This is a genomic window from Novosphingobium silvae, from assembly GCF_009856825.1.
In the GTDB taxonomy this organism is placed as follows: domain Bacteria; phylum Pseudomonadota; class Alphaproteobacteria; order Sphingomonadales; family Sphingomonadaceae; genus Novosphingobium; species Novosphingobium silvae.
This window is the reverse complement of record NZ_WVTD01000005.1, coordinates 97,388-111,983: the sequence shown is the minus strand read 5'-3', so window position 1 is coordinate 111,983 and position 14,596 is coordinate 97,388. Positions and strand designations below refer to the sequence as shown.

Genomic DNA, 14,596 nt, shown 5'->3' with positions numbered 1-14,596 from the left:
GACAAGGAGCATTGGCCTATGGTCGATGGAATTTCGCCACGTTCGCTGGATTGTACGGGTGATCGAAACGGCTCGGAAAGCCATCTGATCGAAGGCCTGCGCGCCGAAGAGGCCCTAATCGATCCAAACCGCACGGCAGTGGTTTACCGGATGGTGATGGACAGGCACGTCTGTCCATTCGGCCTCAAGTCCAAGCATCTCCTAGAAAGCAAGGGGTACCTGGTCGAGGATCACTGCCTTACTACCCGCCAGGAAGTCGATGCCTTCAAAGCTCGACATCGTGTCAGCACTACGCCGCAAACGTTCATCAACGAACAGCGCATAGGCGGGCATGACGATCTTCGGCGCTTCCTAGGTCTGGATGATCCATCCAGCCGCCCCGGCTATGCACCGGTCATATGCGTCTTTCTCACGGCTGCGGTGATTGCCCTTGCCGCGAGTTGGGATGTGCTTGGGACGTCAGTTACGGTTCAGGCCGCGGAGTGGTTCGTTGCGGCATCGATGCTGCTTCTCGCCATGCTGAAGCTGCAGGACCTGGAAGCATTCACGACGATGTTCCTGAGCTACGACCTTCTGGCGCGGCGATGGGTGCCCTATGCCTACGCCTATCCATTCCTGGAATGGTTCGCCGGCGCTTTCATGGCGGCCGATATCCTGCCCTGGCTGTCCATTCCGATCGCGCTCCTGATCGGAAGCGTCGGCGCGGTTTCCGTCTTCTACGCTGTCTACGTTCAGAAGCGGGAGCTGAGGTGCGCGTGCGTCGGCGGCGCGGACAACGTACCGCTCGGGGCGGTTTCTATTCTCGAGAACCTCTTCATGGTCGGTATGGCGGTTTGGATGTTGATCCGACCCACCATAATGCCATGATCAGGTCCGGCAGCTCACGCGCCCGTCCGCTCGATAGGCGACACGTTCCTGGGCGTCGTGGACGATCAGTCGTGCAGGCCAGTTGAGAGCGTCGCTGCCCGAACCATCGTCGGGCAGGCGGACAAGGTCGATCCAGCTGGCGAGGCCAACGTAGGTCGACCGGGCTCCACCGGGCAAATCCGCGCTGACATCCTTAGCGGAGAAGCGTTTGAGTTCTGCGCCGACACGCATGAATGCCTCGTCCTTGCCGGCTATGAAGAGCGGATCCTTGTCGCGATTCTTGTGGAAGGAGCACCCCGGCTTGTCGAGACCATAGCGTTCTATGTCGACCTGGGTAATGACCACCGGCAGGATCGGCTTGAACGGTTCCTTGCTCATTTTCTCGACCATGGCGACATCGCGCGCCGCCTTGGCGGGGTCGTGGGAAGCCCCCTCCTCCCCGCAGGCAGACAGGAACCCTAGGCAAACCACAGCCGCAATCGTCTTTCGCATCACTTTCGCCCGAAAAGCTTTTCTATGTCCTGATGGGCAAGCTTAACCCATGTGGGGCGGCCATGGTTGCACTGGCCCGATCGCGGCGTTCGCTCCATCTCGCGAAGCAACGCGTTCATCTCGGCAACCGAGAGCGCGCGCCCTGCCCGCACCGAGCCGTGACATGCCATCGTCGCCAGCACGAGATCCAGCTTCTCACCGAGCAGGAGCGCGTCACCGTTCCGGGCGAGGTCGTCGGCCACATCCCGGACCAGAGCCGTCACGTCGCTGCGAGAGAGCACCGAAGGCACGGCCCGCACGAGCATTGCCGCCGGGCCGAACCGCTCAAGGACAAGGCCGTGACGGGCAAGATCGACCAGCTTGTCTTCCAGCGCGTCGCAGGCAGTCTCCTCGAGGTCGACGACCTCCGGCAACAGCAGGGCCTGAGAGCGATTCATCGCCTCCTCGGCTCCTGCCGCCTTGAGCTTCTCGAGAACCAGTCGTTCGTGCGCCGCATGCTGATCGACGATGACAAGGCCGTCTTCCGCTTCGGCAACGATGTAGGTTCCGGCCACCTGACCTCGCGCCACGCCAAGCGGATACCGCAGGGCCTCTTCGCTCGCTTCGCTGGCAGGCTCGGCTCTTGCTGACGGCTGGGCCATGACGTCGGCTTCGTAGGAGCGCCAGACGGTGCCGCTCTCCGCAACTCTCGAAGCTTCATGCCGCGCGCTGGGTCCGCCATATTCGCGCGCGAACAGCGTCCCGAGCGAGGGCGTCACGGGCGGCGCCCGGACCGGCTCCACTTTCCACATCTCCATCGCGGCGCCGGCAGGCGGCTGGGCGCTCTTCTGCCCGGCCCCTTCCAACGCATGGCGCAATGCACCGACGAGGAACCCGCGCACGAACGCCGGATCGCGAAACCGCACTTCCGTCTTTGCCGGGTGAACGTTGACGTCCACTTCCTCGGGCGGGATTTCGAGGAAAAGCGCCAAAACAGCGTGGCGATCGCGCGCCAGCATGTCGGAATAGGCGCCGCGTACCGCCCCCGTCAGGAGGCGGTCCTTCACCGGGCGCCCGTTCACGAAGAGATACTGATGATCCGCCACGCCTCGGTTGTAGGTAGGCAGCCCTGCAACGCCGGTGAGACGGCACGGCCCTCGCTCCGCTCCGATCAGCACGCCGTCCTCGGCCAGTTCGCGCGCCACAATCCGTGCAACGCGCGAGGCGAGTTCCTCGCGTGGCTGCACTGCCAGCACGCGCCTGCCATCGTGCTCCATGACAAAGCCGATGTCGGGCCTGGCCATTGCGAGGCGTCGGACGACGTCGAGGCATGCGGCATATTCGGAGCGGGAAGAGCGCAGGAATTTGCGCCGCGCCGGCACTTTCGCGAACAGCGCCTCAACCCGGATGCGAGTGCCGGGAGGAAGGGCCGCCGGTCCGTCCATGGTAACTTCGCCATGATCGACGACACTCTTCCAGCCTTCCGGCGCATCGTGGGGCCGGCTCTCGATCGTGAGACAGGCCACGGAGCCGATCGAGGGCAGTGCTTCGCCCCGGAAACCGAGCGTGGCGACCAGTTCGATCTGCTCATCCGGCAACTTGGAGGTGGCGTGCCGTTCCAGAGCCAGCGCGATTTCGTCCGGCCGCATGCCGCAGCCGTCATCCGTGACCTCGATCATGTCTAGCCCGCCCGACGCGAGACGTACCGTGACCTGGGTAGAGCCGGCATCTATCGCGTTCTCCACCAGTTCCTTCAGGGCGGAGGCCGGACGCTCCACAACCTCGCCCGCTGCAATGCGGTTGACGAGATGTTCGGGCAGTCGTCGGATAGTCGGCATACTAGGGACTCGGTTGAAATCAGCGCTGGTTACGCATTGTTGCGGCGCACGACCAATGGCGGCTGACCGTAGCGACGAAGCGCGAGGAATTCGAGACGGGCACCCGTCGATACCCACGGCAAAAAGCCACAAAATTTTGGCGTTTCGCGAATCGATGGGCTAAGGGGTGCGCTCTCACCCCAAAACCCCTGTCGCAGGTTCCGAGGTTCATTCGGCAAGCGATTGGCAAGAAACGGATTTTAGATGGCCGGCGTCTTCTCGCGATTCTTCAAACTCGGCTCCCAGAACATGGCGATCGATCTCGGCACGGCCAATACGCTGGTCTACGTGCAGGACCGCGGAATCGTCCTCAACGAACCGTCGGTTGTCGCCATCGAGACGATGAACGGCGTGAAGAAAGTGAAGGCGGTCGGCGACGACGCCAAGATGATGATGGGCAAGACTCCCGACAACATCGAGGCGATCCGTCCTCTTCGCGACGGCGTCATCGCCGACATCGAGATCGCGGAAGAGATGATCAAGCACTTCATCCGCAAGGTGCACGGCAAGAAGAACCTGTTCCGCTATCCCGAGATCGTGATCTGCGTACCGTCGGGCTCCACGTCGGTGGAGCGCCGCGCCATCCGCGACGCTGCAAGCAACGCGGGCGCCAGCCAGGTCTACCTCATCCTCGAGCCGATGGCGGCCGCGATCGGTGCCGACATGCCCGTCACCGAGCCCGTCGGCTCGATGGTCGTCGATATCGGCGGGGGCACCACCGAAGTCGCGGTGCTTAGCCTGCGTGGCCTTGCGTATACCACTTCGGTTCGCGTGGGCGGCGACAAGATGGACGAGTCGATCGTCTCCTACGTTCGTCGCCACCACAACCTGCTGATCGGCGACGCAACGGCGGAGCGTATCAAGAAGGACTACGGCATCGCCATCATGCCAGCCGACGGCGTGGGCGAGACGATCCACATCAAGGGCCGCGACCTTGTCAACGGCGTGCCCAAGGAAATCACCATCACCCAGGCCAACGTGGCAGAAGCGCTGGCCGAACCCATTGGCGCGATCATCGAGGGCGTGCGCATCGCCCTTGAAAACACGGCACCGGAACTGGCCGCTGACATCGTCGATCAGGGGATCGTCCTTACCGGCGGCGGTGCGCTGATCCAGGGCCTCGATGCCTATTTGCGCGAAGAGACCGGCCTTCCGGTCTGCGTCGCCGAGGATCCGCTTTCCTGCGTTGCTCTCGGCACTGGCCGCGCGATGGAGGACCCGGTCTATCGCGGCGTCCTCATGTCCGCCTGATCGGGTTTGCAAAGGACAGCGGTGGCTCGGGTGAGCTGCTGCTGTTCCAGATGAAGCGGCTCCAGCCTGCAGGTGACGCCGCAATGACGACAGGAGTGCATGGCGCATGGCACCGCCATCCAATCGGCGCTCCGGCTTTTCGCGCAGGGCGCAGTACACGACGTTCTTCAGCTACGCAGCGGGCGTGGCAGGGGCTCTGGTCGGCTTGGTTCTGCTGGCCATCGCCATTTTCAGTCCGGGCGCCTTTTCCGTACTGAACAGCGTCGCCGCAGACGCGACGGAACCGGCTGCACAGGCATCTGCGGGTGGAAGAAGCGCCGGCAAGAATGCCTTCGCGACAATCTCGGGCTTCTTCCAGAGCGGCAGCGAACACGCACGGGTCGCGCGTGAACTTGCCGAAGCCAAGGTCCGGCTGGTTGAGGCGCAGGCGATCAAGGACGAGAACCGCCGCCTCAAGCAATTGCTGGATCTGGACGAAGGCGACGCCCAGCCGGTCGCTTTCGCGCGCCTCGTGGCTTCCACAGGGACAAGTACGCGTCGGTTCGCCACGCTTGGCGCCGGCGCGGATCGCGGCGTGACGAAGGGCATGCCGGTGCGCTCGCCGATGGGCCTTGTCGGGCGCGTTCTCGAGGTCGGATCCTCGAGTTCTCGGGTGCTGCTGATCACGGACACGGAAAGTCTGGTGCCGGTGCGGCGCGCAAAGGATGGCGTGGCCGCCTTTGCGCAAGGGCAAGGCGACGGCACTATCCGCGTTCGCCTCGTCAACCTCGGTCTCAACCCGCTGCGCAAGGGCGACGTGATGGTGACGACGGGCTCGGGCGGCCTGTATCGGCCCGGCACGCCAATGGCGATCGTAACCAAGCTCCTCCGCGACGGAGCTATCGCACGTGTTCTGAGCAATCCGTCCGATACCGATTTCGTGATCGTCGAGCGGGCCTGGAGCCCTCCTCCCCCACCGCCTCCGGCAGTTCCACAGGCGGGATCATAGCCGTGGCCCTGCTCTCGCAGCCAGATGGCGTGATTAGGCCAAGGATAAACCGGAAGCCGTCTGCTCTCCTTGCACTCAGCGTGCCATGGCTGACGATCATGGTCGCCTCGCTCATGCCCGGCTGGATGCTGATCGCGTCGGCTCCGGTACTTCCTCCCCTTGGCTTTCTGGTCTTCATCGCCTGGCGCCAGTTGCGGCTTGGTCTGCTGCCCGTATGGGCAGGTCTTCCGCTCGGCCTGTTTGACGATCTTTTCTCAGGCCAGCCGTTCGGGACAGCGGTGCTGCTGTGGTCCATCTCCGCCATCGTGCTCGACGTGGTGGAAGCCCGGCTCCCCTGGCGCAACTTCCTGACCGAGTGGCTGGTGGCGGTCGGGTTGATCATCGCCTATATCGTACTTTGCCTCGGTATCTCGAACATCGCCGGTGCTTCTACCCCCTTACGCGTAATCGGTCCGCAACTGGTGATATCGGTCTTTTTCTATCCGCTTGTCGGCCGGCTCGTCGCCATTGCCGATCGCTTTCGGCTCAGGCCCTTCGTGCTTATTCGATGAAGATCGACTTTCGCCGCTGGCTGCGTCCACCGCACGTCACGACAGGTACCCTGCGCAACAGTTTCGACCGCCGCACTGTCGTGTTGGGAACGATACAGGGCGGGGTCGGCGCGCTACTCGCCGCGCGCATGACGTACCTGTCGGTGTTCGAGAACGAGAAATACAAGCTGGAGGCGGAAAGCAACCGCGTCAACCTCTCCCTCATTCCTCCGCGCCGGGGCTGGATCCTTGATCGCCATGGACAGCCTCTCGCATCGAACCGGGCCGATTTCCGAGTGGATGTCGTACCCGAGCAGATGAAGGATGCCGAGCGTACCATCGCCGAACTGGGACGCCTGCTTTCCCTCTCACCGGTCGACCTGCAGGACCTGCAGGACAAGCTCGACAAGGCACATGGATTTGCGCCGGTCGAGGTCGCAACCGGGCTTGACCTCGAACGCTTCTCCGCCGTCAGCGTGCGTCTGCCCGACCTTCCCGGCGTGGTAACGCAGCGCGGCTTCTCGCGCTTTTATCCCACGGGTCCTTCGGTAGGCCATCTTATCGGATATGTCGGAGCTGCGTCCGCGGAAGAGTACGAGAAGGACCACGATCCCGTCCTGATCACGCCGGGCTACAAGGTCGGCAAGGACGCGCTCGAGAAGATTTTCGAGAAGGATCTGCGTGGCAGCCCGGGCGCCCGGCGCGTCGAGGTCACCGCCTCCGGGCGCATCGTGCGCAATCTCGATACCCGCGAGGATGTTCCCGGCAAGACGATCAAGCTGACGATCGATGCAGGCATACAGGACTTCGCCGCGCGCCGGATCGGTCTTGAGTCCGCGGCGGTCGTGGTGATGGACTGTCGCAATGGCGATGTGCTCGCAATGGCGTCGATGCCGAGTTACGACCCGAACAGCTTCTCTGATGGAATCGGCCGCCTCGAGTGGAAGATGCTGTCCGAGGATGACCATGTGCCGCTCCGCAACAAGGTGCTGCGCGGCCTTTATCCGCCCGGCTCGACCGTGAAGCCGATGGTGGCCCTGGCCTTCATGGAAGCAGGTCTGGATCCCGACGAGTCGGTGTTCTGCGGCGGTGGCCTTCGCGTCGGAAACCGCGTGTTCCACTGCTGGAACCGGCGCGGTCACGGCTCGGTCAACATGGCTAAGGGCATATACCAGAGCTGCGACGTCTACTTCTATCACTTCGCCCAGCGCATCGGCATGGACCCGATCGCCGCGATGGCGTGGCGCCTAGGCCTTGGCCATGAATTCGAGTTGCCTGTAGTCGGCCAGTCTTACGGCACCGTGCCCGACCCCGCCTGGAAACTGCGCAAGTACGGCAAGGAATGGCAGACATTCGACACCGTGAACGCGACGATCGGGCAAGGTTACTTCCTCGTGAACCCGCTGCAGCAGGCGGTGCAGGCTTCTCGCCTTGCAAGCGGAAAGATCATCATGCCCCGGCTTCTTCACGGCGCTGGCGACCGCCCTGCCGCTTCTCTCGGCATTCCGCAGGACCATCTGGCATATATTCACCAGGCAATGTCGGACGTGGCTAATGGACCCGGATCGGCGCCGAACTCCAAATTGCCTTTCCCGAACATCAAGCTTGCCGGAAAGACGGGCACCGCGCAGGTAGTCGGCCTCAACATCGGCAGCGGCAAGGGCGGTCTTTGGAAGCACCGCGACCATGGCCACTTCATCTGCTTCGCTCCTTTCGACAATCCGGTTTATGCCTGCTCCGTAGTCGTGGAACACGGTGGTGGATCGGGCGCGGCCTATCCCATCGCCAGAGATGTTTTGACGTATGTCTTCGATCGGCAGAAAGGCATGGACATCCTGACCGAACTCGAGAAAAACTGGGGCGGCACTGCCAAGGAGCGTCTCGATACAAGATACCGCGCCTACTCGGCACAGTATGGAGCAGGTGCTCCCGCCGTGGCGCCCGAGGCCCTGCAGCAGGCCAGCGGCTCGCAGGAGCCGCGCCAGCCGATCGTCAGCGATGCGCAGTCGCCTGCGCCGGAACCGGATGCAGCGCCCGGCATTCCGCGTGCGGATGCGCCGCCGGCCCCAGCCAGCACGTCCACGCCGAGCGGCACTCCCGGAGCAAACGCCCAATGAGCCGCTCGATCGTGCCAGAGGCTATTTCGCGCCAGCCTTGGCAGATGCTGATACCTCTGTGTTGCCTCGTGTCGCTTGGCGCGGCGGTTCTGTATTCGGCGGCCGGAGGGTCGCTGCAGCCTTACGCGCTCAGCCATGTCGTGCGCTTCGGCATCTTTCTGGTCATGGCGGTCATCATCTCGCGCCTGAGCCGAAACCTTTTCCGCCTGGCCGCCTATCCGGTTTACGGCGGCATAGTCGTCCTGCTCGTATTGGTCGAGCTCATCGGGGCGGTCGGTGGAGGAAGCCAGCGCTGGCTGAACCTTGGCTTCATGACGCTGCAACCCTCTGAGCTGATGAAGCCGGCCATCGTTCTCGTTCTCGCCCGCTTCTACGAAACTTTGCCCCAGGCGATGACAGCCAGTTGGCGCGGTCTTGTACCCGCTGGCCTACTGATCGGTCTTCCCGCACTCTTCGTCATGATCCAGCCCGATCTTGGGACCGCGCTGGCCATTTGTTTCGGCGGCGCGGTGACGATGTTCCTCGCTGGTCTCCCCTTGTGGTGGTTCGTCAGCGCAGGCGCTGCCGTGATGGTCATCGCACCCGTCTCGTTCTTCACGCTGCTTCACGGCTATCAGCGCAACCGAGTGCTGACCTTCCTCGATCCGGAAAGCGATCCGCTCGGGACCGGCTATCACATCACGCAATCTAAGATCGCGATAGGGTCGGGAGGCATCTTCGGCAAAGGGTTCGGCAACGGCACCCAGAGCCATTTGCAATACCTTCCAGAACCCCACACGGACTTCGTCTTTGCGACCATGTCGGAGGAGTGGGGCTTGATGGGCGGGCTCTTCGTGCTTTTCGTCTTCGCGGTTGTCCTCGGATGGGGGATGAACGTCGCTCGTCGCGCGCCCGATCGGTTCTCAAGCCTGCTGGCCGCCGGAATGACGGCGACCATGTTCTTTTACGTCATGATCAACCTGATGATGGTCATGGGACTGGCGCCGGTCGTGGGTATTCCCTTGCCCTTCATGAGCCACGGCGGCACTTCGATGCTGACCAACATGATCTGCCTTGGCACGATCATGGCTGTACACCGCTGGAGTCAGGGCCGTGGCTCGCTTCGGTGAACTTTTTTGAGAATAGCTCTTTTCAATCCGAAAAGAGCCTTTATAGGGGCCTCTCCGCTGCCGAAGCGGCGGGGCCGCAAGGCCTTGTAGCAGGTAGTGTGGACGCATAGCTCAGTTGGTAGAGCAGCTGACTCTTAATCAGCGGGTCCTTGGTTCGAGCCCAAGTGCGTCCACCACTACTTTCTTAATAATTTCAGTGACTTGTCACAGTAACCTAAGGTCGATTTTCGATCAAGATTCCGCTGGTGTGCAGCAAACTGTGCAGCAGATTTCACGTGATGCGAGGCTCCCAGAGGTTCGGGAATGTTCCTGCCAGTGACGCCTTGTTCGCGTGCGCCGACCTCAAAATCTGCCGTGCAAGACCTGACTTGAGGCATCTAGCCCTGGCTTGTGAACGAGCCTTATGCTGCTCACGGAAAGCCGATTCGCAAGCGACGTTCGGGGAAGGCTTTGCCTGCGCACCGTTCGGAACTAGCGGACGTTCGGTCTGCTATCGTGAAAATTGACTATGGGTTTCCTGGCCGCGATGCCAGAGCCTCATCCCGGGCGGCCTTTCGCTGATCCAACCAGTCATCGATCTCGGAAGCTATCCAGCGGTTCGTGCCTACGCCCAGTTTGATCGGTGCGGGAAAGCGCCCCTGCTTGATCAAGCGTGCCACATGCTGGCGGGTGAAAGGAATATCCTTCGCCTTTAGATCGGAGAATGCCAGCAGATTACGCATTGCAACGTCCGATCGGGTCGCCTGCCGACTTCAGTGTTGTGGTTGAGGGATTGGGGTCTTCGACAGTTGTCTGTCCGCTGCTTCCGCTTCCTTCCCTCTCCCTTCCCTTCCGGCCGATTTGGAACGGTTGGACCGCCATCCGGCCATTACGCGAACGCGTTCGCCGAAGCTGATCGTATGAGTCCGCATGGGAATAGCGCATGGATTGCTACCCTGTGGGCAACGCAGGCAGGCCATGACGCGCAGCCAATCTAGCATTTCCGGAGCGGCTTCCAAAGGACGAAGATCGCGCTTTCAGGCAAGCAAATGCCGCATATTGCGTTCTCGCTTATCATTCCCGCGGCGGGATCTCGTCGCTTAGCTCCGGTGTATGCCACCGCCCGCCCGGAACAGTTGTCAGCCTGTCCCTAAATAATATAGGGGGGTATAGTATGGCACACACATCTCGAAACGACTCCGATCTCATGGCGCGGGTCAAACGCATCGCAGGACAGGTCGCAGCGGTCGAACGCGGCCTCACTGACAAGGCGCCCTGCGCCGATATTCTCCAACTCGTCGCGGCGGTGCGCGGCGCTGTGAACGGGTTGATGGACGAGATCATCGTCGAGCATCTCAATGAGCATGTCGCACGGCCCGGCCTTGACGATACCGAGCGCGCGGCCGGCGCCGCGGAGCTGACAACCGTGATCCGGCGCTATTCCAAATGACTCGCGATACGGACGTCTTGCGAAGCGCCGAGACCCTCGCGCACTATCACAACTTCCTGGGCGCGAGCCATGACGAGAATGCGCGGCGCACCCGCATCGTCGTCGTGCTGACCTTCGCGATGATGATCGGCGAGATCGCCGCCGGCTATCTGACCGGATCGATGGCGCTGCTCGCGGACGGCTTCCACATGGCGACCCATGCGGGCGCGCTCGGCGTCGCGGCCTTCGCCTATGGCTATGCCCGGCGCCATGCGCGCGATCCGCGCTTCACTTTCGGCACCGGCAAGGTCGGCGAGTTGGCCGGCTTTGCCAGCGCCCTCGTGCTGGCGATCATCGCGCTCGGTATCGGCATCGAGTCGGTCCGGCGACTCTTCGCGCCCGCCGACATCGCCTATGTCGAGGCGATCTGGATCGCGATCCTCGGCCTGATCGTGAACCTCGTCAGCGCCTGGCTGCTCGGCAGCCATCATCATGGCCACGGTCACGAGGGCCATCACGATCATCATGCGCACGACCATCACGGGCATTATCGCCATCATCACGAGCACGACAACAATCTGCGCGCGGCCTACTTCCATGTCGTCGCCGACGCGCTGACCTCGCTGCTGGCGATCGCCGCGCTGCTTGCCGGTTTGTTTCTCGGCTGGCGCTGGATGGATGCCGCCATGGGAGTCGTCGGTGCGGTCGTGATCGCCCGCTGGTCATTCGGCCTGCTGCGCGACAGCTCGGCCGTGCTGGTCGACGCGGCCGCCAATACCGAGCTTGAAGACGAGATCCGCGAGGCGATCGAGGACGGCGATGCCCGCATCACCGATCTTCACGTCTGGCAGGTGGGTCCGGGCAAGTTCGCCGCGATCGTCGCTCTGGTCGCGGAACGACCCTTGCCTCCCGGGGATTATGCCAGACGGGTCCGGGTGCATGACGAGTTCGTCCACGTCACGATCGAGCCGCACCCCGCCAGAGAAGAGACCGGGCACATATGCGGGCTGTGTAGTCGCTGACCGTTGGTCTGGATCCAGCTGCGTTGGCCGATCATCGCAAAGCAGCTGTGGCCCTATTTGTCTGCGGGTCAATCGGATCGAACAATATCCGCTCGATGAAGATGCGCCGCAGTTCGGAGCGGTCGCGGGTTTCATATCTGGCCGCAATCATCGCCGCGCCGCCATTGGGGTGAGAGATCCTGCTTGAGCGCGGTGAGCACCGAATCCGATATCATCTCGATGCACTTGCGCTCGATGGCGGGCAGATCGCCGTAGATGAGCTGACGCGGGAACCGCATGCGCTGGCCCGCAAAGAGGATCGAGAAGGCGATATGTCCCGTCGGCATACCGAGGCTGAGCGTGGCTTTCAGATGATCCTCCAGCTTCGTGCCCGGCGCCCCGGCCTCGATCTCGCGCATCCAGCGCGGGCTGCCGCCCATGTTGGCGGCAAGCTCTATTTGCGTGATGCCGCGCAGGTTCCGCTCGTGCCTGATCCGCTCGCCGGACAGCAGCTTGATCTCCCTGAAGATCGACGTGTCGACGGCGGCAAATTTATCGTCGGGCTCCATGATCTCGTCCTCCGCAGCAACGCGTCCTGGCGCGATGGATCGCCCGAAATATCTAATTAGCCCAGACGGTCGTCCGCAATAATAGATGCCGATGATTTTAGAGGAATATATCTACCGAATAGGCATGAATACGTGCCCGCACCAGTCGAATACGGTATAGTCGGCATTTCGTTGCCGAATTCATCCAAAATGGGGTGTTTCGGAGTTTATCTTCCGAAAGTGCGACAGAGCGGCGCGAACGAACCCATCATACCGAAATAAAGCTATTTTCGAGCAATTCCGGCTAATTTCGAAGCTGGCGGCACTCAGCTGCCGGGGCCTGTTGCAATCGACTTCGAATCCCATCAGTCAAACCTCGTTCCGAACAACTCAAGTCGAATCGGGCCTGATACTTCGGATCGTTAAGTAACTTTAACCTTGGCGCGTTGCGCCGACATGGAGTCGTGCATGAAGCCGATTGCCAAAGCGATGACGGCTGCCCTGGGCGTCCTCGTCCTTACGACGACAGCCTGCGCGACGCCGGACAATCGCTCCCAGCGCCTCAGCTCCATGCCGGACGTGGGGCGGCATCGGACCATCGCCGCGACGGCGGACGGCTTTGTGATCCGCGCGGCGGCATCGGCCCCGGCGGAGAACGGCGGCCTGTCGGCCACGGCCCGTGAACACATCCCGGTAGGATCGGGCACGCATCTCGATGCGCGCCTGCTCTCACCTCCGGTTAGCGCCATTCAGGAGATTTCGCATGCGCATCCGTAAGCTCGGGCCAAAGATCGGGGCAGCAGCCCTCGCCCTGCCTCTGATCCTCGCTGCCCAAAGCGCCGCCTCGGCGCAGCAAGCCGATCCGCTCGCCGCGGCGGCGCGCGAAGCCGAGAGCGAACTGCGGCAGACCTTCACCAATCTCCAGTTCGAGGATTTCGGACCGGCGCCGGTCAAGGGTCCGATCTACCAGGCGAGCGCGGGTGGTCGCATCATCTACTACGCGCCCGAGAGCGAGCACCTGCTGTTCGCGGAGGTCTACGACCGCAACGGGCAGAATCTGACCGCGCTGGCGCAGAATTCCACTGCGGCGAGGAAGCTCGCCGCGATCGACACCAGCAAGGCCCTAGCTATCGGCCCCGAAGGCGCACCCGTCGTCCTCGAGTTCACTGATCCCGATTGCCCCTACTGCCGCGCGCTCGACCGCTTCTGGGCAGCAAAGGCCGCCGAGGGCAAGCCGGTGCGCCGCCTCATCTTCTTCGTCTCCGGCATCCATCCCGAGGCTGCCGCCAAGGCCGAGCATGTCCATTGCTCGCCCGACAAGGAAGCCGCGTTCAAGGCGATCTACGCCGGTGCCGCTCCCGCGCAGTTGCGCAAATGCGCGGAAGGCAAGGCGCGGGTCGAAGCCGACGCCGGCGTCGTGCGCAGCGTCGGGATCACCGGCACGCCGACGCTGATCGCGGAAGGCAAGATCATCTCCGGCTTCCGGCAGGCCGAGATCGAGGAGTTCCTCGCCGGGACGAAGGCGCTCGCCAATGCCGGGCGCTGACCACGTCCCGATCCCTGGTGCGGCGATCACCGCGCCAGCCCCATGCCGGCGGCGAGACCCGAGACGGGCCGTCCAGCCTCGCCGCCGGCCGACAGCGATCCCCATCGATGCCGGCAAGCAGATCCCGGAGCGGCCCATCTTCACAGGAGCAAATGCATGTTGAGGACCATCGGTCGGCAGACCGTCTCGCTCGCCAATGTCGGCATCCCTTTGACCGCGCTCGCGCTGCTCGGCGCCGGTGGGGCTCACGCCTTCTCCGCGCCGGCCGCGGGTGACCTCGGCTACGACATCTACGATATCGTCGTGAACCAGGGCGTCAAAGGCCCGCTCGGCTTCGTCGGCGGCGTCGCCGCCTTCCTGTTCGGCGTGAGCAGGCTGTTCTCGAACATCATGATCGGCATCCCGACGATCGTCGCGGCGGTCTGCCTGATCAAGGCGGACTCGATCCTCCAGACCTTCGGGATGGTCATCTGACGGTTCGGTCCGTGGTCCGCCCACGCGGACCGCGGGCCTCAACGGGCCAGCGCGCACAGGCGCGATGGCGAGACAGCCCACGAAGTTCAACCGGCTTCGGAAGGGAGGTCACGACGCAAGGAGGAGAAGGCTCATGAACGAGCGGCTACCCCAATATCTGCACAAGCCGGTCCAGATCCTGTGGTTCGGATCGGACGAATTCGTGCTGGTGATCACCGTCATCTTCGTCGCCGTAGTCCTCGGCGGGATGCTCGGTTGGGCGCTCGTTGCGGGTCTTCTCCTTTTCGTCCCCTGGCTTCGCACCAAGCCGCGCGGGTTCATCCCGCACATGGCCTGGCGCTGGGGCCTCGTCAGCTTTCGCAACTATCCGGGTCCGACGCAGACCCGCTTCTTCGAGTGAGTCCAAGCG

At 62.9% G+C, this 14,596-nt stretch carries 16 protein-coding genes and 1 tRNA gene; 13 read left to right on the top strand and 4 right to left on the bottom strand.

Features of this window, described 5'->3' with window-relative positions:
- The first annotated feature begins 150 nt into the window (after window positions 1-150).
- Window positions 151-867 carry a MauE/DoxX family redox-associated membrane protein gene (locus GR702_RS08740; RefSeq protein WP_160985658.1) on the top strand — a complete coding sequence of 239 codons (717 nt, stop codon included), beginning with the start codon at window positions 151-153 and terminating at the stop codon, window positions 865-867.
- Here the strand turns inward: GR702_RS08740 and GR702_RS08735 are convergent, their stop codons facing one another.
- Together GR702_RS08735 and mutL are read right to left on the bottom strand one after the other, a co-directional pair.
- Window positions 868-1,359: a hypothetical protein gene (locus GR702_RS08735; protein WP_160985509.1), complete on the bottom strand. Its 492-nt coding sequence runs from the start codon at window positions 1,357-1,359 to the stop codon at window positions 868-870.
- Window positions 1,359-3,176: a DNA mismatch repair endonuclease MutL gene (gene mutL / locus GR702_RS08730; protein ID WP_160985508.1), complete on the bottom strand. Its 1,818-nt coding sequence runs from the start codon at window positions 3,174-3,176 to the stop codon at window positions 1,359-1,361. Before mutL ends, GR702_RS08735 begins: the two co-directional genes overlap by 1 nt.
- Window positions 3,177-3,419: 243 nt before the next feature.
- Between mutL and GR702_RS08725 the strand changes: the two genes are divergently transcribed.
- The 6 genes from GR702_RS08725 (at window position 3,420) to GR702_RS08700 (ending at window position 9,386) form a co-directional block, all read left to right on the top strand.
- A complete protein-coding gene (locus GR702_RS08725) occupies window positions 3,420-4,466 on the top strand; it encodes a rod shape-determining protein (protein ID WP_160985507.1) in 1,047 nt (348 codons plus the stop codon).
- Between the two features lie 106 nt (window positions 4,467-4,572).
- Entirely contained in the window at window positions 4,573-5,454 is an 882-nt protein-coding gene (locus tag GR702_RS08720) for a rod shape-determining protein MreC (RefSeq protein ID WP_160985506.1), read from the top strand.
- A gap of 98 nt (window positions 5,455-5,552) precedes the next feature.
- Entirely contained in the window at window positions 5,553-6,005 is a 453-nt protein-coding gene (locus GR702_RS08715) for a rod shape-determining protein MreD (RefSeq protein ID WP_237449633.1), read from the top strand.
- Window positions 6,002-8,101, top strand: a complete 2,100-nt coding sequence (gene mrdA / locus GR702_RS08710) for a penicillin-binding protein 2 (RefSeq protein WP_202408156.1) — start codon at window positions 6,002-6,004, stop codon at window positions 8,099-8,101. Before GR702_RS08715 ends, mrdA begins: the two co-directional genes overlap by 4 nt.
- Window positions 8,098-9,210: a rod shape-determining protein RodA gene (gene rodA / locus GR702_RS08705; protein WP_160985504.1), complete on the top strand. Its 1,113-nt coding sequence runs from the start codon at window positions 8,098-8,100 to the stop codon at window positions 9,208-9,210. The genes mrdA and rodA overlap by 4 nt, the downstream gene beginning before the upstream one ends.
- 100 nt (window positions 9,211-9,310) lie before the next feature.
- Window positions 9,311-9,386: transfer RNA gene (locus GR702_RS08700), tRNA-Lys, on the top strand.
- Between the two features lie 330 nt (window positions 9,387-9,716).
- Here GR702_RS08700 and GR702_RS08695 read toward each other — a convergent pair.
- Complete coding sequence (locus tag GR702_RS08695; protein ID WP_086485633.1) at window positions 9,717-9,932, bottom strand: helix-turn-helix transcriptional regulator; 216 nt, start codon at window positions 9,930-9,932, stop codon at window positions 9,717-9,719.
- Window positions 9,933-10,363: 431 nt separating this feature from the next.
- Here GR702_RS08695 and GR702_RS08690 point away from each other — a divergent pair, with 431 nt between their 5' ends.
- Entirely contained in the window at window positions 10,364-10,639 is a 276-nt protein-coding gene (locus GR702_RS08690) for a metal/formaldehyde-sensitive transcriptional repressor (protein WP_086485632.1), read from the top strand.
- The gene (dmeF, locus tag GR702_RS08685) at window positions 10,636-11,640 is read left to right on the top strand and encodes a CDF family Co(II)/Ni(II) efflux transporter DmeF (RefSeq protein ID WP_160985503.1); all 1,005 of its coding nucleotides are present in this window, start codon (window positions 10,636-10,638) and stop codon (window positions 11,638-11,640) included. Before GR702_RS08690 ends, dmeF begins: the two co-directional genes overlap by 4 nt.
- Window positions 11,641-11,771: 131 nt before the next feature.
- Here the strand turns inward: dmeF and GR702_RS08680 are convergent, their stop codons facing one another.
- Window positions 11,772-12,188: a helix-turn-helix domain-containing protein gene (locus tag GR702_RS08680; RefSeq protein ID WP_086485630.1), complete on the bottom strand. Its 417-nt coding sequence runs from the start codon at window positions 12,186-12,188 to the stop codon at window positions 11,772-11,774.
- Window positions 12,189-12,635: 447 nt separating this feature from the next.
- Here GR702_RS08680 and GR702_RS08675 point away from each other — a divergent pair, with 447 nt between their 5' ends.
- From GR702_RS08675 to GR702_RS08660, 4 genes are all read left to right on the top strand, one after another.
- Window positions 12,636-12,944 carry a hypothetical protein gene (locus GR702_RS08675; RefSeq protein WP_086485629.1) on the top strand — a complete coding sequence of 103 codons (309 nt, stop codon included), beginning with the start codon at window positions 12,636-12,638 and terminating at the stop codon, window positions 12,942-12,944.
- Window positions 12,931-13,713 (top strand): DsbC family protein, encoded by a 783-nt coding sequence (locus tag GR702_RS08670; protein WP_160985502.1) that lies wholly within the window; start codon window positions 12,931-12,933, stop codon window positions 13,711-13,713. Before GR702_RS08675 ends, GR702_RS08670 begins: the two co-directional genes overlap by 14 nt.
- Before the next feature lie 156 nt (window positions 13,714-13,869).
- Window positions 13,870-14,187, top strand: coding sequence for a hypothetical protein (locus tag GR702_RS08665; RefSeq protein ID WP_086485627.1), 318 nt, complete (start codon window positions 13,870-13,872; stop codon window positions 14,185-14,187).
- 133 nt (window positions 14,188-14,320) lie between these two features.
- Window positions 14,321-14,587: a type IV conjugative transfer system protein TraL gene (locus GR702_RS08660; protein WP_086485626.1), complete on the top strand. Its 267-nt coding sequence runs from the start codon at window positions 14,321-14,323 to the stop codon at window positions 14,585-14,587.
- The last annotated feature ends 9 nt before the right edge of the window (window positions 14,588-14,596 follow it).

Coding starts and splice junctions, on each gene's coding strand:
- rodA (WP_160985504.1), top strand. CDS start 8,098: ATGAGCCGCTCGATCGTGCCAGAGGCTATTTCGCGCCAGCCTTGGCAG.
- GR702_RS08660 (WP_086485626.1), top strand. CDS start 14,321: ATGAACGAGCGGCTACCCCAATATCTGCACAAGCCGGTCCAGATCCTG.
- GR702_RS08740 (WP_160985658.1), top strand. CDS start 151: ATGGTGATGGACAGGCACGTCTGTCCATTCGGCCTCAAGTCCAAGCAT.
- GR702_RS08735 (WP_160985509.1), bottom strand. CDS start 1,359: ATGCGAAAGACGATTGCGGCTGTGGTTTGCCTAGGGTTCCTGTCTGCC.
- mrdA (WP_202408156.1), top strand. CDS start 6,002: ATGAAGATCGACTTTCGCCGCTGGCTGCGTCCACCGCACGTCACGACA.
- GR702_RS08670 (WP_160985502.1), top strand. CDS start 12,931: ATGCGCATCCGTAAGCTCGGGCCAAAGATCGGGGCAGCAGCCCTCGCC.
- GR702_RS08680 (WP_086485630.1), bottom strand. CDS start 12,188: ATGGAGCCCGACGATAAATTTGCCGCCGTCGACACGTCGATCTTCAGG.
- GR702_RS08665 (WP_086485627.1), top strand. CDS start 13,870: ATGTTGAGGACCATCGGTCGGCAGACCGTCTCGCTCGCCAATGTCGGC.
- GR702_RS08720 (WP_160985506.1), top strand. CDS start 4,573: ATGGCACCGCCATCCAATCGGCGCTCCGGCTTTTCGCGCAGGGCGCAG.
- GR702_RS08695 (WP_086485633.1), bottom strand. CDS start 9,932: ATGCGTAATCTGCTGGCATTCTCCGATCTAAAGGCGAAGGATATTCCT.
- GR702_RS08725 (WP_160985507.1), top strand. CDS start 3,420: ATGGCCGGCGTCTTCTCGCGATTCTTCAAACTCGGCTCCCAGAACATG.
- GR702_RS08715 (WP_237449633.1), top strand. CDS start 5,553: ATGGTCGCCTCGCTCATGCCCGGCTGGATGCTGATCGCGTCGGCTCCG.
- mutL (WP_160985508.1), bottom strand. CDS start 3,176: ATGCCGACTATCCGACGACTGCCCGAACATCTCGTCAACCGCATTGCA.
- dmeF (WP_160985503.1), top strand. CDS start 10,636: ATGACTCGCGATACGGACGTCTTGCGAAGCGCCGAGACCCTCGCGCAC.
- GR702_RS08675 (WP_086485629.1), top strand. CDS start 12,636: ATGAAGCCGATTGCCAAAGCGATGACGGCTGCCCTGGGCGTCCTCGTC.
- GR702_RS08690 (WP_086485632.1), top strand. CDS start 10,364: ATGGCACACACATCTCGAAACGACTCCGATCTCATGGCGCGGGTCAAA.